Below are 21,079 nucleotides of genomic sequence, written 5' to 3' on the forward strand. Positions count from 1 at the left end.
TTATCTCCCCTCGTATGATAAGACTTGGAACGTTTCGCCTGAAGTCACTTTCCCCGATGGCATGCGACAGTCAGGACATTGCGCAATTTTTTGCTCAGGTTGATATACTTTACCGCAAAGTACACACTCCGCCCGGGCTTCTTCCAAATGAATCTTAAGAATTGCCTCACGAGTAATGAAATGCGGATTTTGTTCTTTAAAAATCTCAAATGCCATCACAAGAGCATCAGGTAAGACATTACTAACTTCTCCAACGACTAACTCGACCCGTTCTAGGGTTTTTATTCCCTTTGCTAATGCATCCTCTTGGATAATGTTTAAAACCTCACCCATTAATGACATTTCGTGCATAAGATCATCCCTTATCGATTATGTTTTGGGTTATTTGCCTGCCCTACATAATACCCGTCCGTTTTTAATGCTAACGGCATTTCTACTAGAGTTAAATCCCCAATTTTATTTTGAAAATTGTAATCATTCCCGCAATTCAAACATTTACAAGTTGAGTATAGGACTGATAAGTGAAGAAGATTGGAACATGAAGGACATATTCCACTAAAAGCCTTCACGTTCCCCTCTTCTTTAGTGATTAAGATCGGACTCCCACTGATATAAAACTGGTTTATGTTATTGAATTGATAATATTCGCTGCATACAAAAGACCAATTCACGCCTAATATCCGGTCCGTCGTTTTTTCCAGCTTCTCTAAATCCTCTTCAATAAAGGGCTCATAGACCGATTTTAACGTGTTAAAAAATCCCTTTTTCATTTCTTTAAAGAAATCCTCTCTTTTCACGATGCTTGTCTCCAAAGCTGAACCTGACGTACAACAGCCTCAGCTAAATCAGGTAACATTGCTTGATTCACTTCCGTTAGTTGGACGCCCAGTTCCAAACTGGAGGGCTGCATCCCTAACATAGCAATGTTTTTTGGATATTTTTCTCGTAATTTCGCAGCAAAGAGAACTTCCTGAAAACCTAATTGATGAATCGACATTTTAATGCCAAAATAAGCTGGGATTTCATTTCCTATCAACGAAATAATCGTCCCACCAGGCTTACCAGCATTGATCGCATCGATAACAATTAAGTGATCGGTATCTTCAACAGGACCTAGAAGCTTCATCCCATCGGTCGACCCTTCGATAATTTCAATTTCAGGATCGCCCGCAAACCTTTCCTCAAGCAAAGGTAAAATATGAATACCGACACCTTCATCAGTGAAGATTGAGTTACCAATCCCTAAAATCGTTATCTTATTTTCTTTGGTGTTATTCTGCATCTTTTATCCCGACCGCCTTTTTTGGCTCCACTTTATAGCCTGTACCAATGGATGATAAAGTTCCGTTTCTTTCTAAGTAGTCATCACGCCATGCTAAGTAAACGTGGATAACAGTAAATACCATAAATGCCCAAGCAACTAAATGATGCCAAGATCGAATCGTATAGCTGTCCCCACCGAACAAATATGGAACCCAAGCAAACATCGTAGCAAAAATAGATCCCGGCTGTGGTTCAAAATATAAATAAAAACCTGTCATAATAATCGCAATTGAGCCAATCCCAATAAACACAATATAACTCATAATTGCTAAAGGATTATGACCAACATAATGAGGCTTTTTATGCTTCATAAACAGATAGAACTTGACAGTCTCAAACATTTCTTTCCAGTAGATAAGTCGAAAAATGTTCTGAGATGAATACTTATTCCCTGCGAATATCCAATAAAATCGATAAATCGAGTTAGCCGTAAAAACAAAGGCTGCGAAGAAATGAACATATCGCATCCAGCCCATGAAATTAGAATAATAGGCTTCCTCTGGAATAGTAGCGCCTGAGAAAGGTTTTCCAATGTAAATTCCCGTAACCATTAACACCAGAATGGCAATTGCATTTACCCAGTGCCAAATCCGTACCGGTAACTCCCATACATAGACTTTCACGACATCCTTGCCAATTGGCTTAATAATTGGAGGACGGTGACGTCTAAAACTGGTTTCGCTGTTTTCGCCTGGTGCAAGCGGTATCGAATCCTTTTTCCGGTGCAAAATCTTTGGCGTTGGCATTTCGCACTCCTCCTATCCGATTCGAATTTCAGTTGTTTCTTTATTTTCCAAATCGATTAAATGAACGGCACAAGCAAGGCAAGGGTCAAATGAATGAACGATCCGCAAAATTTCGAGTGGCTTTTCTTTGTCTAATAAAGGTGTATCTTTAAGAGCTGCTTCATAAGCACCGATTTTACCATCGTTGTCCTTAGGTGACGCATTCCATGTTGTTGGAACAACAGCTTGGTAATTTTTTGTTTTGCCGTCTTCAATTTCAATCCAATGACCAAGTCCGCCGCGTGGAGCTTCCATCCAGCCAACACCTTTTGCATTTTTCGGCCATGTTTCAGGATCCCATTTTGTGCGGTCAAATGTGACTTGATTTCCATTTTTTATATTTTTCAACAATTCATCCATATCGTTTCTCATCCAATCAGCAATTAAAACGGATTCTAATCCACGAGCAACTGTCCGTCCTAAGGCAGATTGAAGAGCACTCATTGGCAGACCAAGCTTGTTTAGCGTGCTGTCAACGATATTAACCACATCCTCCTTGCCGGATGCATATCCTACCATTAACCGAGCAAGCGGTCCAGTTTCCATCGCATGTCCTTTCCAACGAGGAGCCTTTAACCAGCTGTACTTTTCATCTGTATTTAATTGTTTAAATGGCGCTTTTGGACCAGTGTATTTTAACGTGGTTTCTCCATCCCAAGGATGTTTACCAGCTCCAGTACCTTTTCCGTCGTACGTATACCAAGAATGATCAATGAATTCCTGAACATGATCTGGATCGGTTAAATCAACATCTAACACTTCATTAAGGTTTCCGTTCAGGATTACGCCGCGCGGCATACGATAAAGCTTCGGATCATTAATGCTTCCGGTTGAGAAATCACCGTAACACAAATAGTTATTTAAGCCGCCGCCATGTGTCCAATCTTTATAGAACGAACCAATTGCAAGCAGGTCTGGAATATAAACTTGGTTAACAAATTCTCTAGCTTGATTGATTAATTGCGAAACTCGCATTAAACGCTCGGCATGAATTCCATTATCGCTATTAATATCCAGCGGTGTAGCCATTCCCCCTACCACATAATGTGGATGCGGGTTTTTACCGCCGAAAATGGTATGGATTTGAACGATCTCTTTTTGCCAGTCCAGAGCTTCCAGATAATGAGCTACCGCTAATAAATTCACTTCCGGAGGAAGCTTGTATGCTGGATGGCCCCAATATCCATTTGCAAAAATACCAAGCTGGCCACTTTCAACAATTTTCTTCACCTTGTTTTGTACATCTTTAAAATAACCAGGTGAAGACTTCGGCCAACTCGAAATCGATTGGGCGATGGTTGAAGTTTGGTTCGGATCTGCGCTTAAGGCACTTACTACATCGACCCAGTCCAGTGCATGCAGATGGTAAAAATGAACAATATGGTCGTGTAAAAACAAGGCCTCATTCATAATGTCACGAATTAAATGAGCATTTCGAGGGATGTTTATTTTTAAAGCATCCTCGACAGAACGAATGGAAGCTAACGCATGAACGGTTGTACATACTCCACAAATACGCTGGATATATGCCCAAACATCCCGTGGATCGCGATCGCGAACGATTAACTCTAATCCACGGACAGCCGTTCCTGAACTATAGGCATTTTTGATTACACCTGCATCATCTATATCTGCTTCAATTCGCAGATGTCCTTCTATTCTAGTTATTGGATCTACGACTAATCGCTCGCTCATTCATCTTCCCCCCGTTTTTCATCATGTTTCTTCTTCATTACAGTGAGTCCTGCATGAACAGCAACTCCTGCAGCTGTCAATCCTACTGCTGCTGCGCCAACCTGATCAGGGTTAATCGTGGTTTGTGTTCCTGGTATTTTTGCTCGGCGAACAAATAGTGGGCCGTTATCCCAGAATCCATCTTCGGAACAACCTATACATGGGTTTCCGGATTGAATTGGATAACTGACGCCTCCATTCCAGCGCATTTCCGCGCATGAATTATATGTAGTTGGACCTTTACAACCTACTTTATATAAACAATAGCCTTGTTTAGCCCCTTCATCATCAAACGACTCCACAAAAAGACCCGCATCGAAATAAGCTCTGCGGTTACATTTATCATGAATTCGGTGACGGTAAAACGCCTTTGGACGACCTAAATGGTCTAATTCCGGAAGAGCGCCAAACGTAATATAGTGGGCAATAACCCCTGTCATGACCTCCGCAATTGGAGGACAGCCTGGAACTAACATGACCGGCTTCCCATTTACAAAATCTGTGACCGGCTTCGCGCCAGTAGGGTTCGGTTTTGCAGCGGCAATCCCGCCCCAAGATGCACAGCTACCGTAAGATATGATGGCAAGTGCACCCTTTGCAACCTTCTGGAATGTTTCCTTTGCAGAGTGTCCTGCAACAGTTAAGTATGCGTCATCATCTGGTATACTGCCTTCTACAGCAAGTATATATTGGCCATCGTAATCCTTTAACACTTGTTCCATGGCCGCATCTACTTGATGTCCCGCTGCTGCTGATAAAACTTCTGAATATTCTAGGGAAATCAATTCAAGTAAAACGCTTTCGGTCTTTGGATGGGTACTTCTGATAAATGATTCTGAACAACCGGTGCAATCTTGAAATTGCAGCCAAATAACAGGGACACGTGTCTTTATTTCCATAGCTTTTACTACTGTATCAGACTGAGCAAAATCTAAACCCATTGCTGCTGATAAAGCAGTGCACATTTTTAAGAAATCACGTCTTGAAAAGCCATGTTCTAAAGCTGATTCATAAATCGTTTTCTTTTTCATCATCTACTTCCCTCCCTTAATATGCTTGAATAATAATGATTTCAGCGTAAATATAGCATATAAAATATTAAAAAGTCCCAAAGTTTTCACAATTGACACAGATTGTCCTTAACCACATACGCACAGTATTTTTATTGAATAATCAGAATCAATTACATTTATCACTCGATTCTAACTATTATATTTTTTATTTATCGGGTCATCGAAAAAAACAAACAAGCTGCCGGATTTCTCCGACAGCTTGTTTGTTTTTTTATTATATTATTTCAGAAGAATTTTTATCCCCTGTTTCCTCTTCGTAATTCTCTTCCCACTCTTTTTCTCGTTTCAGTTTTCTCTTATAAACAACCTTGGATAGATTGATGCTGATTTCATATAAAAGTAATAAAGGTAGTGTCACAAGAAAATCTGACATAAAATCTGGTGGAGTAATCGTAACAGCAATGATAATGAGAATAAAATACGCATATTTTCTTAGTTTTTGCAGTACAAAAGGATTGATGATCCCGAGTGACGTTAAAAACATAACGACAACAGGTAGTTCAAAAAGCACCCCAAAAGGAAGGGTCATATTTAGCACGAATCGGAAATATTTTTCGGCAGTGAAATTGGTTACAAACATATCTCCGCCTAAGTTCACTAAAAATTTCATCACCATTGGAAAAATAACAAAGTATCCAAAACTTATCCCTACAACAAATAAGATGAACAGAGCAGGAATATACGATAAGGAAATTTTCAGTTCAAACGGTTTAAGAGCCGGTTTTACGAACAACCATAATTGCAGCGCAAAGATGGGAATCGTAGCCGCAATGGCAATGACAGTTGCTAACATAAAATAAACCCAAATGATATCACTTGGACCAAGTACAATTAGCTTAACAGCTAAATCACGAACCAACCAATTATATATTTCTTCAACATAAATAAATCCAACGATAAAAAATGTGAGAAATGAAACAACCGTTATGATTAATCTTTTTCGCAATTCATCTAAATGGTCTATTATATTTAATTCTTTATCTTCCATAATTAAACCCCTGACAATTAAATCTAGACGATGTAAAAATTTTTGGATAAAAAAGGGTGTAAGATAAATCTTACACCTTATTTTGTGGCATTTTTCTTATCTTCTTCAAATTCTTCCATCACGTCGCTAGTTAGTTCACGAGTGGATTTCTTAAATTCACGAAGCGTTTGACCGAAAGCACGCCCGATTTCTGGTAATTTTTTAGGTCCAAAAATAATTAATGCTAATACAAGGATCAAGATAAGACCAGGAACACCAATATTTGAAAGCATGAGTACATCCCCTTATCAATTGACTTAATATAATGCTACCATGATTATAGTATTTAAACAGTGTTTTGTATTAAAAGACATTAATTTGTCACAATATGTTCAAATACAATCGTGAAAATTATATATGTGTGATATTTTACATTTATATTGTTAACAAAAAAAGTTTTAAAAAAAGACTAAACAAGAAGATGGAATAAATTAACGTTTTTATTGATTTCAGTGTATGGAAAGCCTTTCTTTTTCATTCGAGAAATTAACGCATCATAATCATATGGATATTTTAATTCAATCCCTACTAAAGCAGGACCATTTTCTTTATTATTTTTCTTAGTAAATTCAAAGCGGGTAATATCGTCAGTAGGGCCTAATACTTCATCAAGAAATTCTCTTAGCGCACCGGCACGTTGTGGGAAATTGACAATAAAATAATGTAACAATCCTTCATATAATAAAGAGCGTTCTTTGATTTCCTGCATCCGATCAAAATCGTTATTGCCTCCGCTTACCACACATACGACTGTTTTCCCTTTAATTTCTTCGCGGTACAAATCTAAGGCAGCAATTGGCATTGCTCCTGCAGGCTCCGCAACAATGGCATGCTCATTATATAATTCAAGAATGGTCGTACAAACCTTTCCCTCTGGAACGGGAATAATATCATCAACAAGGCTTTGGCAAATCTCGAATGTTTTTTCCCCAACGCATTTTACAGCTGCTCCATCAACAAATTTGTCAATTTCATCAAGCGCAGTGACCTGATTTTTTGAAAAGGAATATTTCATTGAAGCCGCACCTTCCGGCTCAACCCCGATCATTTTTGTGTTTGGAGAAATACTTTTTGTGTAAGTACTTAACCCAGCCATCAAACCACCACCGCCGATGCTGGCGAACATAAAGTCAATCGGGTCTTCACAATCATGTAAAATTTCTACAGCTACTGTACCTTGGCCAGAAATGACTCTTTCATCATCGAAAGGATGAACAAATTGACGATTTTCCCGTTGAGCACATGCCCACGCTTCATTATAGGAATCATCAAAAGTGTCTCCTACTAAAATAATTTCCACAAATTCTCGGCCAAACATTTCGACTTGGCTGATTTTTTGTCGTGGTGTTGTAGTTGGCATAAAAATCTTCCCGAGCACGCCTAATTGTCGGCAGGCATATGCGACACCTTGCGCATGATTACCCGCACTTGCACATACTACACCGTTCGCTAGTTCCTCTTCAGTTAAGGTTTTCATCATATAGAACGCGCCTCTTAATTTGAAAGAGCGAACATGCTGAAGATCTTCTCGCTTTAAATAAACATTACAATTATATTTTTCGGATAAACGTTCATTTTTTTGTAATGGAGTATGGGCAACGATATCCTTAAGCTGTTGGTTTGCAATTAGAATGTCTTCTACTTGCACCCATTTTTTCTTAATCACCTTTTGTTCCATATCTTACCCTTCTTCCTTTTACCATTATTAATATTCGTAAATTATACCACTTTGGATTTTGTTTTCAATGCTATTTTTTAAAAATTTTAAATTTGCAAGTTTTTTTCAGCTAGAAATGTTGGATAAAAAAGAAGGATAGCTACATATACTAAATAACAACTGAATTGGGGTGAAAAAATATTGGAATTTTCATTATGCAGCCTTGACGGAGCCTTACCTGTTGAGATTACGTTAGATGAAGACAATGGTAGATTTATGATTAGAAAGAGTGATACGAGTGGTGAGGTGTTTAATAGCCCGAGGGAGCTGATTGAATGGGTTAAAACGAACTTTCGAGAGGAAGAGTTCTGTGATAGCCGTGAATTCAATGGAATGATGAATATTCTTGAAACATACGAATCCAATTCAACGCTGTTTGGATGAAATTTATGCCTTCCTGCTCCCTTTATTTGTAAGCACTTACATCCAACATTAACCGAAAAGCCTCCATTATTTATGGAGGCTTTTCGATTGTTTTTTTACGAAGCAATCGTTTGGTCTGACAAATGGGTTAAGATGATTTGTCTCGTTTCTTCAGCGACTTCCTTTACCGAATGATTGGAATCTAGATGCGAAACAATCGGACGACCGATTTTTAATGTGATTTTAGCCGGACGGATTAAGCGATTATTTTTTTCAAAAACATCGGCTGTTCCGTTTATCGCAATTGGAACAATAGGTACTTGAGCATCGGCAGCAATCCGAAAACCACCCGATTTAAATTCGCCTACTGCACCGCCTTTACTTCTTGTTCCCTCCGGAAATAGGACAATGGAATGTCCCTCCTTCACTAATTGAGAGGCCTCTTTAATTGTTTTAATCGCTTGTCTCCGATCGGACCGGTCTAAAAACACACAATTCATGACTTTCATCCATGAGGACAGAATAGGAACCTTGCTTACTTCAATTTTTGAAATAAAGCCAAATGGTTTATTTACAAAAGCTAATAAGAGCGGAATATCGAAATCCCCTTCATGATTACAGACGATCACAACAGGGCCTTCCGGAATGTTTTCCTGTCCTTCTATGAACACTTTGGAACCGGTAATTTTCATAATCGTTTGTGACCATTTTTGCGGAATGGTGTGAATAATCGCATCCCTCTCGGCAATGGTTAAAGCCGGATCTAACTTCTTCATTTTTAATAAAGTTGGAATACTGCATATCAAGAACCCAACAAAATAACTAAAAAACGCAATTAACCTCAACATAACCAACCCAACCTCCTCAATCTGCATCCTTCATTATAAATCAATCTATAGATTTACCGATAATAAAACTGGGAAAGTTTTTTGAAAACGTTAAATTTCGGGATATTAATGATAGATGGTATTACTATCGTATTGTATTCATGTGATTCTTTGGGTGTTGGTCTATTGGACCGTTCTATTGGACATTTTTTTGGTTTCTTCACTGCGTTTTGGCTCATAGGACCTTCTATTTTCTTCACTGCGTTTTGTCCCTTAGAACCGCTCTATTGGACATTTTTTCGGATTCTTCACTGGGTTTTGTCCCTTAGGAACGCTCTATTGGACATTTTTACAGGTTCTTCACTGCGTTTTGTCCCTTAGGAACTTTCTATTGGACATTTTTACAGGTTCTTCACTACGTTTTGTCCCATAGGACCGTTCTATTGGCCACTTTTTTGGTTTCTCCCCCAGTTTTTGGCCCATAGGACCGTTCTATTGGCCAATTTTTTGGTTTCTCCCCCGGGTTTTGGCCCATAGGACCGTTCTATTGGCCAATTTTTTGGTTTCTCCCCCAGGTTTTGGCTCATAGGACCGTTCTATTGGCCAATTTTTTAGTTTCTCTCTCGGGTTTTGGCTCATAGGACCGTTCTATTGGCCAATTTTTTGGTTTCTCCCCCAGGTTTTGGCTCATAGGAGCGTTCTATTGGCCACTTTTTCGGTTTCTTCCCCTCGGTTTGGCCCATAGAACCGTTCTATTGGCCACTTTTTTAGTTTCTCCCCCGGTTTTTGGCCCATAGGACCGTTCTATTGGCCAATTTTTTGGTTTCTTTCCCACGGTTTGGCCAATAGGACAGTATTATTGACCAATTTTTTCCAATCCCTTCACTTGTTACCGAACAAATTCCCCCGCAAAACAAAAAACCCAAGCAACTGCTTGAGTTTTTTCCACTTTACTTTCGACTGTAAATGAAAAATTCATAATCATATGGGTTTTTTTCGTCTTTTACACCAGGTTCTCTAAACTCCATCGTCCACTCGTCCAAATTGATTTCAGGAAAATAGGTGTCGCCCTCAAATGAATGATAAATCTTAGTAATATAAAGGCGGTCAGCAAATGGCAAAGACTGTTTGAAAATTTCGGCCCCACCAATAATAAATACTTCTTGATCAAGTTGTTTTGCGTATTGAGTCAGCTCTTGGACAGAATGAAGCACGGTACAACCTTGATAAGAATAGTCAAGATTTCTCGTGATGATAATATTCTCTCTTCCAGGTAAAAGCCTTCCGATCGAATCAAAGGTTTTACGCCCCATGGCAATCGGCTTTCCCATCGTGGTCTGTTTAAAAAATTTCAGGTCTCCCGGCAGATGCCAAGGCAGTTGATTATTTTGACCGATGACCCGATTTTCATCCATAGCCCAAATCAACGAAATCATACGCTGACAGCCCCCTTAATGTGCGGATGAGGGTCATACCCTTCTAGAGTGAAATCTTCAAACTTAAAGCTGAAAATGTCCTTTACCTCAGGATTGAGCTTCATTGTCGGTAGAGCACGCCGCTCTCTTGATAATTGAAGTTCAACCTGTTCAAGGTGATTTAAATAAATATGGGCGTCGCCAAATGTATGGATAAATTCGCCCGGTTCTAAATCACAAACTTGAGCGACCATGAGCGTGAGCAGCGCATAGGATGCAATATTAAACGGCACGCCGAGGAACACGTCTGCAGAACGTTGATAAAGCTGACAGGAAAGTTTTCCGTCGGCAACATAGAACTGGAACATGCAATGACATGGCGGCAAAGCCATTTTAGAGACTTCCGCTACATTCCATGCGTTTACAATCAATCTTCTTGAGTCTGGGTTATTTTTCAACTGAGTAATTAACTCACTAATTTGGTCAATGGTTGTTCCATCTGCTCCTGTCCAAGAACGCCATTGATGACCGTAAACCGGGCCTAATTCACCATTTTCGTCAGCCCACTCGTTCCAAATTCTTACCCCGTTATCCTGCAAATACTTAACGTTCGTGTCCCCGTTTAAAAACCAAATTAGCTCATGAACAATTGATTTCAAGTGCAGCTTTTTTGTTGTTAAAAGCGGAAAGCCCTTTTGCAGGTCAAATCTCATTTGATGACCAAATATACTAATCGTTCCAGTACCGGTTCGGTCTTCTTTTTTAACACCGTTATTTAAAATTTCCGTACATAGCTGTAAATATTGTTCCATCAAAAACACACCTTCTCTGACCAATCGTAGTTTGAAATTAGTAATATATATTATCTTATTCTAACTAATCTAACGAACTAAAAAAAGAGAAAGTTTTCGGGGCTTTGTTTTTTAGCAATTCCTTTGTTTCTCCGCCAAGAAAATACATCGCAAATGTCTCTGCAAAATATTCTTCAGGATAGTTAATAAAGTAAGATTGTCCCGGAAATAATTCATTTCTTTCTTGCTCCCATATCTCCTGAAATTCCGGAGTTGAGCGAATTTCATCGTAAACGTACCGATCGACTGAATGGGCCAATTCGTGAAGTTCCAAATTAACAGAACCATGGCCATTTCCTTTCGCACTCGCCCCAATTTTGACGAGTACTGTTTTGGAGCCACCTATTCCAGGAACGTCATCCCATGTTTTATTGCTTGTGTATCCTCTTGGGATAACCCCCTTTAGATGTTGGGCGGTTGGATTATCGGTTAATTTCCCCTCAAACAGCTTTACCTGTATCCGTTCTTCATTAATTTTTGCTAATATAGAAGGAGGCAGCATGTCTAAACGGGAAATAATCGCAGCCGCCTCTTGTTGATCGAATGTGTCTTCAGGCAAATAAACTATTTGCCCCAGCTGGAGTTCGGATTGGAGTTTAAGGGACTGAGCTAAGCTAGATGGCTCAGTGAATTCGTTCAAAGCAATCCCGTCTACGTCAGCTTGTGTATTACCAAACAATGGCAGGGAGAAGAAAATGATCATGATGAATAACATTAATTTGCGCATAGCCTTCTCCTTTCAAAGTGAATGTGAGGATGTTAAATGATAGAAAAAATAAATGAAAAGCATACTTTATATGCGATCGAGCTTCGACTTGAAGAGGATCGGGTTATCGAAATTGGAAAACTAGGAACCTTTCAATTTCAAAAAGGGAATTATATTTATATAGGAAGCGCAAAAAGAGCCATTCTGTCTAGATTAAACAGGCATAAAAAACCCGAGAAAGTAAACAGATGGCATATTGATTATCTCAGAGCACATTGTGAGATTACTAAAATTATAACATACGAGGATACGTACGGAGAGTGCAGTCTTGCTGAGAATTTAAGGAAAAGCAAACGGGGAACCTTTCCAATTAAAGGATTCGGGGCTTCTGATTGTAAATGCCCGTCCCATTTGGTTTTTTATTAATATTCAGGCTGCGCAAAAACGCTGGTTAACATTAACCAGCGTTTTTGCGAGCATTTATTTTATGTGCAAATAACTTTATCAGCTATGCCCTCACCTTCTTAAACGAAATTGCATATATTTGAATACAAGTTGTTAGAAGGTGAAAAAATGAGACTTTTATTCAATCGAGCCAATCCCCAACACTTAACGAAGGAGCTTGAAGCGGTACAAGATGTGATGAGTTCTAAGCTATTTGTTTTACTTGATATATTGGTTATTTCTTTACTTTTAACAATACTTCTTTTACCCATGCTAAAAACGATTGGGTTTTCGATTTTATTTTTTATTGCTTCGTATATTTTTCACGTTGGTTTATTCTTTTTAATAGGCTGTGTTAAACGTGACTGTTGATTTCCGCTTCAGGCGCTTGCTTTCCGCGGGGCGGGCGTTGAGCCTCCTCGGAGCTAAAGCTCCTGTGGGGTCTCAACTGTCCCGCTGCTCCCGCAGGAGTCAAGCGCCTTCCGCTCCAATCAACATTGTGTAAAAAATCAACACTGAGCTTTAACACAGCCTTTTAATAAGAAAATGGTGTAAGGGAAAATCAGGTTAACATGAGCTTACTGTTGACTGCTTTCCTTCTTTTTTTTCATAAAATGAACGACGAATGTTGTTCCAAACGTAATCAGCAATACGATAAAGAAATAAATGTGATCGATATGAATACCGAATACACCGACAAACATTTTGGCTGCAATGATAAAAATCAGGATATAAGCTGTTGCCTCAAGCTCCGGAACACGGTCAATAAGCTTAAGGAAAACACCGGCAACTCCCCTCATCATGAGGATCCCGATGATTCCTCCCATTAACAAAACCCATACTTCTTGGCTGATTCCGAACGCTGCCAAGACGCTGTCGACCGAAAAAGCTACATCCATTAATTCGACAGAAATAACGGTACCCCAAAAAGTCCCAAAGATTCTAAACAAAATCCCATTCTGATTTAATCCCTCTGGCTCTTCTTCAACTTGAACTTCCTTTTTTCGATCGAGAAAATATTTAATGGATAACCATGACAAATATCCTGCCCCGAGAACTTTCACCCACCAAAGCTTGATTAAAAACAAACCAATTCCAATCGCAATAAACCGGAAGGTGTAAGCACCCAATAACCCATAAAATAATGCTTTCTTTCTTTTATTTTCCGGCAAGTGCTTTACCATTACTGCTAGAACTAGGGCGTTATCTGCAGAAAGGAGCCCCTCTAAAATAACGAGCGTCCCCACTAACCCCCAGCTAACAGGATCTGTTAAAACTTGAACCCACATTTCTAAATCAAAGAACTGAGCGTAAGTTTCTATAAAGCCTTGAAACATTTTTACATATCCCCCTAGTGTTTCAAAAAATAGCTATAGAAAAACCCGGCAAGGCCGAGTCTTCTTTAGCTAATACCCCTTTTTATTCTCGTATTACCATATATATTGTGTAATTCAGCATTTACTACATTTCAACGTTAACTCATCCATTTAGGCGGGGTATTCTTGGCCCAATAAATGGATCCTAAATCATGATGAGCTTGAAATTGATCATGATAAGTATGATAGTGAAAATTAAACCAATGTCCCTGCTGCGGCGGATGATCCAATCGAACATGGAAACGAATCACATCCGTTCCTGTTGTCTGGTCCATTATATTAAAAATTTTCTCTGACCTTCCTTTACCAGGAACCTCAGTTATAGCTAAATGAATTAAAGCCTCGTCAGGATATTGCTCTGCAACATTGGCAATGGCCTTCTCAATATTTGGCAAAATCATCCCTCGAAACTCGGTTTCAATTTTCGGAGTGATTTTTTGTCCAAATTTCATGAAGGATTGTTCTTCGGCACCCTTCATCAATGATTGAACCATCCCATGTACATTTGACGGCTGATCCTTTTCAAACTCGTCGCTCGAATCCTCTTTAAGCTGTTCAGTTAGCGTCGGTTCTACAACTGCTGTTTCAAATATTTCACGATCAAATGTTTCTCGTTCTAATGTTTTATCACTTGAGATTTTATCAATTAACAGCGTTTGCGGGGGAGAAATAAGCCCAAACGATAAAACGGAAATCATAACAACTAAGGATTTTTTAAGCCATTTTGGCATGGAAGAATAACTCCTTACTATTCTAGTGAATTAAGAATTCCACTCTGTTTGATTTGATCTAAAGCTAGCATAATTTGCTCCTCAGGCTGAACAAGAGCAATCCGTACATATCCTTCACCATATTGCCCAAATGCGTTACCTGGAGTAACGACCACATTTGCTTTTTCAATTAATTGCAAGGTAAATTCAGTCGAGGAGTATCCTTCGGGAATTTTCGCCCAGATAAACATCGATGCCGGCGGGCTATCGATTTCCCAACCGAGCTCCTTTAAACCATTTACCAATAAATCTCTACGGCGTTTATATATTAATCTATTATTTTCTAAGTAATTTGAAGCATCGGTGAGTGCTTGTGCTGCTGCTGCTTGCACTGGTAAAAACACTCCATAATCAAGATTTGATTTTAACTGCCCCAGTAATTTTAATATTTCAGCATTACCAGCTGCATAGGCTACTCTACACCCTGCCATGCTAAAGCTTTTCGAAAGGGAATTCATTTCAATCCCAACTTCTCGAGCCCCGCTGATAGACAAAAAGCTAATTGGCTTTTCTTCAAAATAAAGCTCTGAATAGGCAAAATCATGGAGAACAACTATCCCGTTCTTTTTGGCAAATGCCACCACCTGTTCAAAAAAACTTGGGGTTGCCAAAGCCGGAACAGGATTTCCCGGAAAATTTAAGATCATCAATTTTGCTTTCGCAATGATTTCAGCTGGGATGTCAGCCAAATTAGGCAGAAAGTTATTCTCTGCTAATAGAGGCATTGGATATAAATTAGCCCCCGCCATCATTGCACTGGTTATATAGGCCGGGTATCCTGGATCTGGTACAAGTATGTAGTCCCCCGGGTTACATAAAACCAGTGGTAGATGAACAAGCCCATCCTGTGAGCCCATTAGGAGTAACACTTCCTGGTCTGGATTAACCGCTACGGAAAAGCTTCTATTATAATAGTCCGCCACGGCCTCATTAAATGAAGAAGTCCCCGTCAATGAGTAGGCAAATGCATCCTCTTGATCTATTGAATCGGTAAGCTTTTGTCGAACAAAATCAGGCGGCGGAAGATCTGGACTGCCAATGCTTAAATCGATGACACGCTCACCTTTGGAAAGCTTTCCCTTCTTTAATTGAGTTAACTCAGCAAAAACACTTTGTGAAAATGCATCCATTCGTGCTGCGGCATTAAACTTCATTTCGGTTCCTCCAATAGTCTATTACACTTGCTTAATACGATATATTATACTCCTATAAAAGATAAAGAAAAAGGAATTGTGGTTCATAATTTTTCAATTATTCCAAAATGGAATTTAGCGGTTTTTCTTCGAATCACATGAAATCCGTATTTTTCAAAACGCTCACTTCTAAAATGATCCTTAAGAACAATTCTAAACTTTGCCACCCGTAAGGCTTCCTCAATGATCTGTTTGTTTAAATCATCATGGAGGGCAAAACGGCTCAAGGCTTTTATTCCATCCGATTCGATGACAGGTTCCTCAAACATCGGATCAAAATACACACAATCAATGCTACTATCTTTTTGTGCTGTTAAAAAATCATAACAGTTGGTGTGGTAGACATGAATTTGGTTCATCGCCTCATTCATTTTCGTTAATCCGGAATCCCATTTTTGCAAGCCTTCTTGAACCATATAAGATAAGAACGGATTCGCTTCTGTTCCAATAACCTTTCCCGCTTCACCTACAGCAAAGCTGGCAACGATACTATCGGCAGCAAGACCAAGCGTGCTGTCCAAAAATGACATTCCTGCTTCAAGTCTCGTAGCTTCAAGGAAAGGATCACGGTCCCCCTTAAGCAAACGCTTAATTCTAAACATGGCCGAATTTGGATGAAAGAAAAATGGTTCTTCCTCCCCAATAGGATAGAGCTCAAGTCGATTTTTCCCAACGACAAGGCAATCATCTTGAATCGCCTCTTGGAGAGCTTTAACCGATTGCTTCTTTCTTGGAAAATAAGTCAGCTTAAGTTCATCGGCGATTTCTTTTGCTTTCTCGATCATTGCTTCGTTTGTTCTGCCTGCAGTTGTAATAAACATGTTTTCACCTGGATTTTTGATTTATTTTACCTTATTTCTGAATGAATGACTGTATAGAATTTTCAACATATTTTATCGGGTTTCGGGTTTCTAGTGATTCTTAAACTAAGAAAAAAAGGATGCTGCGGGCATCCTTTTCGTTACATTCTTTAGCAATTCTGTTCAAAAGCAGCAAGCAGGTTTTCCATAATTGCTTCCATTGAATGTCCTTCTATTTCGTGGCGAGGAATAAAGTGAACGACTTCCTTCCCTTTTAATAGAGCCATCGATGGTGAAGAAGGTTCATAGCCTGTAAAGTACTCGCGCATTTTAGCCGTTGCTTCTTTTTCTTGTCCGGCAAACACAGTCACTAAGTGGTCTGGTTTCTTTTCAGATTGCATGATCGCTTGAGTCACGGCAGGACGAGCTAGACCAGCAGCACAACCGCATACAGAATTAACGACCACTAATGTAGTACCTTCAACATTATCGATAAATTGTTCAACGTCCTCTTCCGTTAACAATTCTTTAAAACCGGCACGAACCAGTTCCTCTCGCATTGGTTTAAGCATTTGTTTCATGTATTCTTCATAAGCCATTGACATATAAATTCCCCTTTCTCCTACAGCAATGTTTCCATTATAGTCTATTGCAGTTTATCATATTATATTTAATACAAACAACGTTATGAGCATGTAAAGTTTATTAAATAGGTTGATAACCATCGTATCGATAGCTACGATTTATTCCACGTCTTTGTTTCTTGCTTCGGTCATTTGTTTCCACACTGAGCCTTGCGCTTCAGTTCCTCCCTCAATTCGTTCGATTGCCATCTTAATCTGGAGGCTCACTTCAAATTCAGGGTCATTTTCTGCCTGTTTTAAGGCTGGAAGTGCCCGTTCATCGCCTACTTCATAAAGAAACATGGCCGCCCGCCACCGGACGAGCTTACTTTCATCTTTTAATGCCTTCATCATTTCTTCGGTGGCTTCAGCAAAACCTAAGTCGGACAGACAGTCTCCAGCCGTTCTTCTTACGGTAACCGTTTTATCTCGTAAAGCCCGATATAATAAAGGCAACACCCTTACATCCTTAACCATTCCCAAATATACGGTTGCAAGTCTGCGAATCGATGGTTTTTCATCGGCTAATGCTTTTTCCAAGAGCGGGAGATGACTAAGATCCGGGTCTTCCATTTGCTCTAATCGGCGGTAGCGGTTTCGCCAATCCGGATCATCAAGGTCCTTCAGAGAAACTTTCGTTCGCTTCAGTTGATGAAATTGATTAGGACCAGCAGAATTTTGGGCTGCGTTGTTTTCACTTTCTACTAATGCGTTGAGCCTGTCTTGTGGATATGCAGCGAGGAGTTCTTCAAGAACTTCATGACCAACCTGAGCGATATCGCCGTAGCGGACTCCGAATTCCTTCCACCTTCGCATCATAACAATATTATCATCCGGCTTTTGCACTTTTGCTATTGCTTCGGTAAACCAATCAGGTAACCCAAAGCGCTTTTCCTCAGTACCGTCATTAAGCTTAATTTGCATCGGGATCCCTTTGAATATTTGAATCTGCACATTGATTTCTCCGAAGTGATCGTTATGAGCAGGGCCGTTCGTTCCACTTAGTTCGGCACTTTCACCAAAAGCTTTGCGAACCTGTGGCAAAATTTCCTTCCAGTCAAATTTCGCATTTCTTTCGACCGCAAGGAAGTCGGCGACATGGTAGACACCTTTAATGCCGTTTATATTTAGGATTGTTTTGATAATCGGTGGAGCATCTTGGCTTGTTTCTTGTTTATAATTATTGCTTTTCCCCATTGGCAGCTCTTCGTCCAAAATAATTTTCATCGTATTTGGACTTGGCGTTGGTTCGATCGCTTTTATTTTCATTTTCTTTCACCTTTCACACTATCATCGTAGTGATAATTAATCTTATTCTACCATAGCAGTACAGGTGATTTCATTTTTGAAAGCTTGATAAAGGTTTAACAAAAAAAGAGCCCGGTATAGCCCGGACCCTACAATCTTTATTGAATCAATCTTCCCATTGGAAAACTACTCGTTTTCAGCCAGTTCTGATAAGTAGCTCCAGCGCTCAATTAATCTCTCTAATTCCTCATTTAAACTCGTTTCTTCTTCCATTAGGCGCTGAGCCTTTTCAAAGTCGCTTCCGGTTTTTCCGATTTCCTCAGCTATTTCCTCTAAGCGGGCTTCTACTTTCGCCACATTCGCATCAATTTCTGCCCACTCTTTTTTTTCCATATAGGTCATCTTTTTCTTTTTTTGCTTTTCAACTTGGGGTTGTTTCTCTATAGTAGGCGCGGTTTTTTCCGGCAGCTTCGCTGATTCCTTTTCTAAGTATTCAGTGTAAGCGCCAAGATAAGTTTCGATCTCGCCGGCTCCTTTTAAAACTAAAAGTTGGTCAGCAACCTTGTCTAAGAAATAACGATCATGGGAAACCGTAATGACGACACCAGGAAAATCTTCAAGATAGTCCTCTAAAACGGTTAAAGTTTGGGTATCTAAGTCATTTGTCGGCTCATCGAGCAAAAGCACGTTTGGTGCAGTTAATAATAGCTTTAACAAATACAGACGGCGCTTTTCTCCGCCAGATAGTTTTCTGATCGGAGTACCATGTGTATTTAGCGGGAATAAAAATCGTTCCAGCATTTGAGCAGCGGAAATAGTCTTGCCATCTGACGTCTGGATGATTTCAGCCGTTTCTTTCACGTATTCGATCATCCGCATATTTTCGTCCATATCTTCATTCTCTTGGGTATAATAGGCAAGTTTTACCGTTTGTCCGACAATCATTTCGCCCGAGTCTAGCGGGATTTTGCCTGCCAAAATATTTAACACGGTTGATTTACCGGTTCCGTTTCGGCCAATAATCCCAATGCGATCGCCAGGCTTAATTAACCAATCGAAATCCTTCAAGATTGTAAGACTGCTGTATTGCTTTGATGCAGATGTTAATTCAAACACCTGCTTACCGAGCCGGCTGCCATTTAAAGAAATATCGAGTTTTTCAGCGCCTTTAACAGCCGAGAGCTGTTCATCCAGCTTATCAAAGCGTTGTATCCGCGCTTTTTGCTTCGTACTTCTCGCCTTTGCCCCCCGTCTGATCCATTCCAGTTCACGACGGTACAGGTTTCTTTGTTTTTCTAAAGTGGCTGCTTCATTTTCTTCGCGGACTGCTTTAGCTTCCAGAAATGCAGCATAGTTTCCTTTATAACTATAAAGAGATCCTTTATCTAATTCAAAAATGCGGTTGGTGACTCGATCGAGAAAATAACGGTCATGAGTTACCAGCAAAAGGGCCCCTTGGTAGCGGCTTAAATAGTCCTCAAGCCATTTGACAGACTCATAGTCAAGATGGTTGGTTGGTTCATCCAAAATCAGCAGGTCTGGAGCCTGGATTAATACTTGAGCCAGCGCTACTCGTTTCTTTTGTCCACCCGACAATTCTCCGATTTTCTTTTGAAAATCATCTATACCCAGCTTAGTTAAAATCGATTTTGCATTTGCACTGGCATCCCATGCATTTTCTGCATCCATTCGTTTTTGAAAATCAAACAGCCGCTGTTGAATGGCCGAACTTTCCGGATTTTCATTTAGGTCAAGCAAGGCCTGCTCATACTCGCGCAACAGCTTAAGGACTTGAGCATCTCCCTCAAACACCTGCTCTAACACCGTTAGCTCTCCCGTAAACTCTGGCTGTTGTGATAAATAGGAGATTCGATAATCTTTTGCCTTTACCAAATCCCCTGTATCAGGTAAATCAATTCCTGCAACAATTTTTAATAAGGATGATTTTCCGGTTCCGTTTACGCCGATTAAACCAACCCGTTCTTTTTCGGTGATTGTGAAAGAAAGGTCAGTGAACAGCTGTTTATCCCCGTACGTTTTCGTTACATTTTCAATTGAAATCATTTTCATTGTTGACCATTCCATTCGCTAAAAAATAGTTCTAAATAGTGTTCCATCGTCTGATGGCGTTTTTCTGCCATTTGTTTGGCTGATTCTGTATTTAATTTATCTTTTAATTTTAGTAATTTTTCATAAAAATGGTGAATAGATGAAGACTTACCGTTCCGGTATTCTTCGAGGGTCATAGTGGATCTGACCTGTAAAGCTGGATCATATAAAGGTTGGCCCTTTTTCCCCCCGTAGGCAAATGTACGGGCAATTCCTATTGCGCCGATTGCGTCCAATCGATCCGCATCTTGAACAATTTTTGCCTCAAGTGAAGATAACTCTGTTGTTTGTCCACCTTTATAGGAAATAGTGGAAATAATATTGATGATCTGATCTTTTTCCTGTTGATTCAAAGGAAGCTGGTCAAGAAAATGATACAGTTTGTTAAAACCCACTTCTTCACTTTCATTCAATTTCTCATCCGGAACATCATGAAGCAATGCGGCCATTTCTATTACAAAACGATCTCCTGCTTTTTCATAGTCCGCTATATGTAAAGCATTTTTACGAACACGGTCAACATGGTACCAATCATGTCCAGTTGAATCTTGTCCAAGCACTTTTTTTACAAACAGCTCCGTTTTGTTAATAATTTCGTTTTTCATTCATACCTCCAATTGTTATTCCGAAATCTATTTTACCATGAACGATAAAAAAAAGTGCCCTTTAAAGAGCACACTAAACTTTTGAATATT

At 39.6% G+C, this 21,079-nt stretch carries 24 protein-coding genes; 3 read left to right on the top strand and 21 right to left on the bottom strand.

The features are described from left to right. The 9 genes from ACI48O_RS14755 to ilvA all read right to left on the bottom strand — a co-directional run bounded on the left by ACI48O_RS14755 (nt 1) and on the right by ilvA (nt 7,620). Nucleotides 1-351, bottom strand: a complete 351-nt coding sequence (locus ACI48O_RS14755) for a hydrogenase maturation nickel metallochaperone HypA/HybF (protein WP_435562589.1) — start codon at nt 349-351, stop codon at nt 1-3. 11 nt (nt 352-362) lie between these two features. Continuing rightward, a complete protein-coding gene (locus tag ACI48O_RS14760; protein WP_435562590.1) occupies nt 363-797 on the bottom strand; it encodes a hypothetical protein in 435 nt (144 codons plus the stop codon). Further along, nucleotides 794-1,282 carry a HyaD/HybD family hydrogenase maturation endopeptidase gene (locus ACI48O_RS14765; RefSeq protein ID WP_435562591.1) on the bottom strand — a complete coding sequence of 163 codons (489 nt, stop codon included), beginning with the start codon at nt 1,280-1,282 and terminating at the stop codon, nt 794-796. Before ACI48O_RS14765 ends, ACI48O_RS14760 begins: the two co-directional genes overlap by 4 nt. Continuing rightward, a complete protein-coding gene (cybH, locus tag ACI48O_RS14770; protein ID WP_435562592.1) occupies nt 1,272-2,069 on the bottom strand; it encodes a Ni/Fe-hydrogenase, b-type cytochrome subunit in 798 nt (265 codons plus the stop codon). Before cybH ends, ACI48O_RS14765 begins: the two co-directional genes overlap by 11 nt. 12 nt (nt 2,070-2,081) lie before the next feature. Further along, complete coding sequence (locus ACI48O_RS14775; RefSeq protein WP_435562593.1) at nt 2,082-3,803, bottom strand: nickel-dependent hydrogenase large subunit; 1,722 nt, start codon at nt 3,801-3,803, stop codon at nt 2,082-2,084. Then, nucleotides 3,800-4,873 (bottom strand): hydrogenase small subunit, encoded by a 1,074-nt coding sequence (locus tag ACI48O_RS14780; protein ID WP_435562646.1) that lies wholly within the window; start codon nt 4,871-4,873, stop codon nt 3,800-3,802. Before ACI48O_RS14780 ends, ACI48O_RS14775 begins: the two co-directional genes overlap by 4 nt. Before the next feature lie 256 nt (nt 4,874-5,129). Continuing rightward, entirely contained in the window at nt 5,130-5,903 is a 774-nt protein-coding gene (gene tatC, locus ACI48O_RS14785) for a twin-arginine translocase subunit TatC (RefSeq protein WP_435562594.1), read from the bottom strand. Between the two features lie 77 nt (nt 5,904-5,980). Then, nucleotides 5,981-6,175, bottom strand: coding sequence for a twin-arginine translocase TatA/TatE family subunit (locus ACI48O_RS14790; protein WP_435562595.1), 195 nt, complete (start codon nt 6,173-6,175; stop codon nt 5,981-5,983). 176 nt (nt 6,176-6,351) lie between these two features. Continuing rightward, complete coding sequence (ilvA, locus tag ACI48O_RS14795) at nt 6,352-7,620, bottom strand: threonine ammonia-lyase IlvA (protein WP_435562596.1); 1,269 nt, start codon at nt 7,618-7,620, stop codon at nt 6,352-6,354. A gap of 180 nt (nt 7,621-7,800) precedes the next feature. Here ilvA and ACI48O_RS14800 point away from each other — a divergent pair, with 180 nt between their 5' ends. Next, nucleotides 7,801-8,043: a hypothetical protein gene (locus ACI48O_RS14800; protein ID WP_435562597.1), complete on the top strand. Its 243-nt coding sequence runs from the start codon at nt 7,801-7,803 to the stop codon at nt 8,041-8,043. Between the two features lie 95 nt (nt 8,044-8,138). Here ACI48O_RS14800 and ACI48O_RS14805 read toward each other — a convergent pair whose 3' ends face one another. The 4 genes from ACI48O_RS14805 to ACI48O_RS14820 all read right to left on the bottom strand — a co-directional run bounded on the left by ACI48O_RS14805 (nt 8,139) and on the right by ACI48O_RS14820 (nt 11,842). Beyond that, a complete protein-coding gene (locus tag ACI48O_RS14805) occupies nt 8,139-8,870 on the bottom strand; it encodes a lysophospholipid acyltransferase family protein (protein WP_435562598.1) in 732 nt (243 codons plus the stop codon). 929 nt (nt 8,871-9,799) lie between these two features. Further along, nucleotides 9,800-10,285 (bottom strand): dihydrofolate reductase, encoded by a 486-nt coding sequence (locus ACI48O_RS14810; protein ID WP_435562599.1) that lies wholly within the window; start codon nt 10,283-10,285, stop codon nt 9,800-9,802. Next, nucleotides 10,282-11,076 carry a thymidylate synthase gene (locus ACI48O_RS14815; RefSeq protein WP_435562600.1) on the bottom strand — a complete coding sequence of 265 codons (795 nt, stop codon included), beginning with the start codon at nt 11,074-11,076 and terminating at the stop codon, nt 10,282-10,284. The genes ACI48O_RS14810 and ACI48O_RS14815 overlap by 4 nt, the downstream gene beginning before the upstream one ends. A gap of 64 nt (nt 11,077-11,140) precedes the next feature. Further along, nucleotides 11,141-11,842 carry an anthrax toxin lethal factor-related metalloendopeptidase gene (locus ACI48O_RS14820; RefSeq protein ID WP_435562601.1) on the bottom strand — a complete coding sequence of 234 codons (702 nt, stop codon included), beginning with the start codon at nt 11,840-11,842 and terminating at the stop codon, nt 11,141-11,143. A gap of 36 nt (nt 11,843-11,878) precedes the next feature. Here ACI48O_RS14820 and ACI48O_RS14825 point away from each other — a divergent pair, with 36 nt between their 5' ends. Then, a complete protein-coding gene (locus ACI48O_RS14825) occupies nt 11,879-12,247 on the top strand; it encodes a GIY-YIG nuclease family protein (RefSeq protein ID WP_435562602.1) in 369 nt (122 codons plus the stop codon). A 147-nt stretch (nt 12,248-12,394) separates the two neighbouring features. Beyond that, nucleotides 12,395-12,637: a hypothetical protein gene (locus ACI48O_RS14830; protein WP_435562603.1), complete on the top strand. Its 243-nt coding sequence runs from the start codon at nt 12,395-12,397 to the stop codon at nt 12,635-12,637. Nucleotides 12,638-12,843: 206 nt separating this feature from the next. On the opposite strand, the gene ACI48O_RS14835 is transcribed toward ACI48O_RS14830, so the two are convergent. The 8 genes from ACI48O_RS14835 to ACI48O_RS14870 all read right to left on the bottom strand — a co-directional run bounded on the left by ACI48O_RS14835 (nt 12,844) and on the right by ACI48O_RS14870 (nt 20,989). Continuing rightward, on the bottom strand, nt 12,844-13,602 hold the full coding sequence (locus tag ACI48O_RS14835) for a TerC family protein (RefSeq protein WP_435562604.1): 759 nt from the start codon (nt 13,600-13,602) through the stop codon (nt 12,844-12,846). Nucleotides 13,603-13,739: 137 nt separating this feature from the next. Next, nucleotides 13,740-14,372, bottom strand: a complete 633-nt coding sequence (locus ACI48O_RS14840) for a YpjP family protein (RefSeq protein ID WP_435562605.1) — start codon at nt 14,370-14,372, stop codon at nt 13,740-13,742. A gap of 17 nt (nt 14,373-14,389) precedes the next feature. After that, nucleotides 14,390-15,565 carry an LL-diaminopimelate aminotransferase gene (locus ACI48O_RS14845; protein ID WP_435562606.1) on the bottom strand — a complete coding sequence of 392 codons (1,176 nt, stop codon included), beginning with the start codon at nt 15,563-15,565 and terminating at the stop codon, nt 14,390-14,392. An 83-nt stretch (nt 15,566-15,648) separates the two neighbouring features. Beyond that, nucleotides 15,649-16,425, bottom strand: a complete 777-nt coding sequence (locus tag ACI48O_RS14850) for a class I SAM-dependent methyltransferase (protein ID WP_435562607.1) — start codon at nt 16,423-16,425, stop codon at nt 15,649-15,651. 149 nt (nt 16,426-16,574) lie between these two features. Further along, nucleotides 16,575-17,009: a BrxA/BrxB family bacilliredoxin gene (locus ACI48O_RS14855; RefSeq protein ID WP_435562608.1), complete on the bottom strand. Its 435-nt coding sequence runs from the start codon at nt 17,007-17,009 to the stop codon at nt 16,575-16,577. Nucleotides 17,010-17,147: 138 nt separating this feature from the next. Then, nucleotides 17,148-18,296: a conserved virulence factor C family protein gene (locus ACI48O_RS14860; RefSeq protein WP_435562609.1), complete on the bottom strand. Its 1,149-nt coding sequence runs from the start codon at nt 18,294-18,296 to the stop codon at nt 17,148-17,150. Nucleotides 18,297-18,461: 165 nt separating this feature from the next. Next, nucleotides 18,462-20,345, bottom strand: a complete 1,884-nt coding sequence (locus tag ACI48O_RS14865) for an ABC-F family ATP-binding cassette domain-containing protein (RefSeq protein ID WP_435562610.1) — start codon at nt 20,343-20,345, stop codon at nt 18,462-18,464. Continuing rightward, nucleotides 20,342-20,989, bottom strand: coding sequence for an HD domain-containing protein (locus tag ACI48O_RS14870; RefSeq protein ID WP_435562611.1), 648 nt, complete (start codon nt 20,987-20,989; stop codon nt 20,342-20,344). The genes ACI48O_RS14865 and ACI48O_RS14870 overlap by 4 nt, the downstream gene beginning before the upstream one ends. Nucleotides 20,990-21,079: the final 90 nt, after the last annotated feature.

It is taken from the genome of Neobacillus terrisolis, assembly GCF_051233475.1.
Classification (GTDB): Bacteria; Bacillota; Bacilli; order Bacillales; family Cytobacillaceae; genus Bacillus_BU.

Excerpts from the sequence above, each read along its gene's own strand:
- cybH (WP_435562592.1), bottom strand. The coding sequence starts at position 2,069 with ATGCCAACGCCAAAGATTTTGCACCGGAAAAAGGATTCGATACCGCTT.
- ACI48O_RS14845 (WP_435562606.1), bottom strand. The coding sequence starts at position 15,565 with ATGAAGTTTAATGCCGCAGCACGAATGGATGCATTTTCACAAAGTGTT.
- ACI48O_RS14835 (WP_435562604.1), bottom strand. The coding sequence starts at position 13,602 with ATGTTTCAAGGCTTTATAGAAACTTACGCTCAGTTCTTTGATTTAGAA.
- ACI48O_RS14830 (WP_435562603.1), top strand. The coding sequence starts at position 12,395 with ATGAGACTTTTATTCAATCGAGCCAATCCCCAACACTTAACGAAGGAG.
- ACI48O_RS14765 (WP_435562591.1), bottom strand. The coding sequence starts at position 1,282 with ATGCAGAATAACACCAAAGAAAATAAGATAACGATTTTAGGGATTGGT.
- ilvA (WP_435562596.1), bottom strand. The coding sequence starts at position 7,620 with ATGGAACAAAAGGTGATTAAGAAAAAATGGGTGCAAGTAGAAGACATT.
- ACI48O_RS14780 (WP_435562646.1), bottom strand. The coding sequence starts at position 4,873 with ATGAAAAAGAAAACGATTTATGAATCAGCTTTAGAACATGGCTTTTCA.
- ACI48O_RS14790 (WP_435562595.1), bottom strand. The coding sequence starts at position 6,175 with ATGCTTTCAAATATTGGTGTTCCTGGTCTTATCTTGATCCTTGTATTA.
- ACI48O_RS14855 (WP_435562608.1), bottom strand. The coding sequence starts at position 17,009 with ATGTCAATGGCTTATGAAGAATACATGAAACAAATGCTTAAACCAATG.
- ACI48O_RS14825 (WP_435562602.1), top strand. The coding sequence starts at position 11,879 with ATGATAGAAAAAATAAATGAAAAGCATACTTTATATGCGATCGAGCTT.
- ACI48O_RS14850 (WP_435562607.1), bottom strand. The coding sequence starts at position 16,425 with ATGTTTATTACAACTGCAGGCAGAACAAACGAAGCAATGATCGAGAAA.
- ACI48O_RS14840 (WP_435562605.1), bottom strand. The coding sequence starts at position 14,372 with ATGCCAAAATGGCTTAAAAAATCCTTAGTTGTTATGATTTCCGTTTTA.
- ACI48O_RS14820 (WP_435562601.1), bottom strand. The coding sequence starts at position 11,842 with ATGCGCAAATTAATGTTATTCATCATGATCATTTTCTTCTCCCTGCCA.
- tatC (WP_435562594.1), bottom strand. The coding sequence starts at position 5,903 with ATGGAAGATAAAGAATTAAATATAATAGACCATTTAGATGAATTGCGA.
- ACI48O_RS14815 (WP_435562600.1), bottom strand. The coding sequence starts at position 11,076 with ATGGAACAATATTTACAGCTATGTACGGAAATTTTAAATAACGGTGTT.
- ACI48O_RS14810 (WP_435562599.1), bottom strand. The coding sequence starts at position 10,285 with ATGATTTCGTTGATTTGGGCTATGGATGAAAATCGGGTCATCGGTCAA.
- ACI48O_RS14805 (WP_435562598.1), bottom strand. The coding sequence starts at position 8,870 with ATGTTGAGGTTAATTGCGTTTTTTAGTTATTTTGTTGGGTTCTTGATA.
- ACI48O_RS14865 (WP_435562610.1), bottom strand. The coding sequence starts at position 20,345 with ATGAAAATGATTTCAATTGAAAATGTAACGAAAACGTACGGGGATAAA.
- ACI48O_RS14775 (WP_435562593.1), bottom strand. The coding sequence starts at position 3,803 with ATGAGCGAGCGATTAGTCGTAGATCCAATAACTAGAATAGAAGGACAT.
- ACI48O_RS14755 (WP_435562589.1), bottom strand. The coding sequence starts at position 351 with ATGCACGAAATGTCATTAATGGGTGAGGTTTTAAACATTATCCAAGAG.
- ACI48O_RS14860 (WP_435562609.1), bottom strand. The coding sequence starts at position 18,296 with ATGAAAATAAAAGCGATCGAACCAACGCCAAGTCCAAATACGATGAAA.
- ACI48O_RS14870 (WP_435562611.1), bottom strand. The coding sequence starts at position 20,989 with ATGAAAAACGAAATTATTAACAAAACGGAGCTGTTTGTAAAAAAAGTG.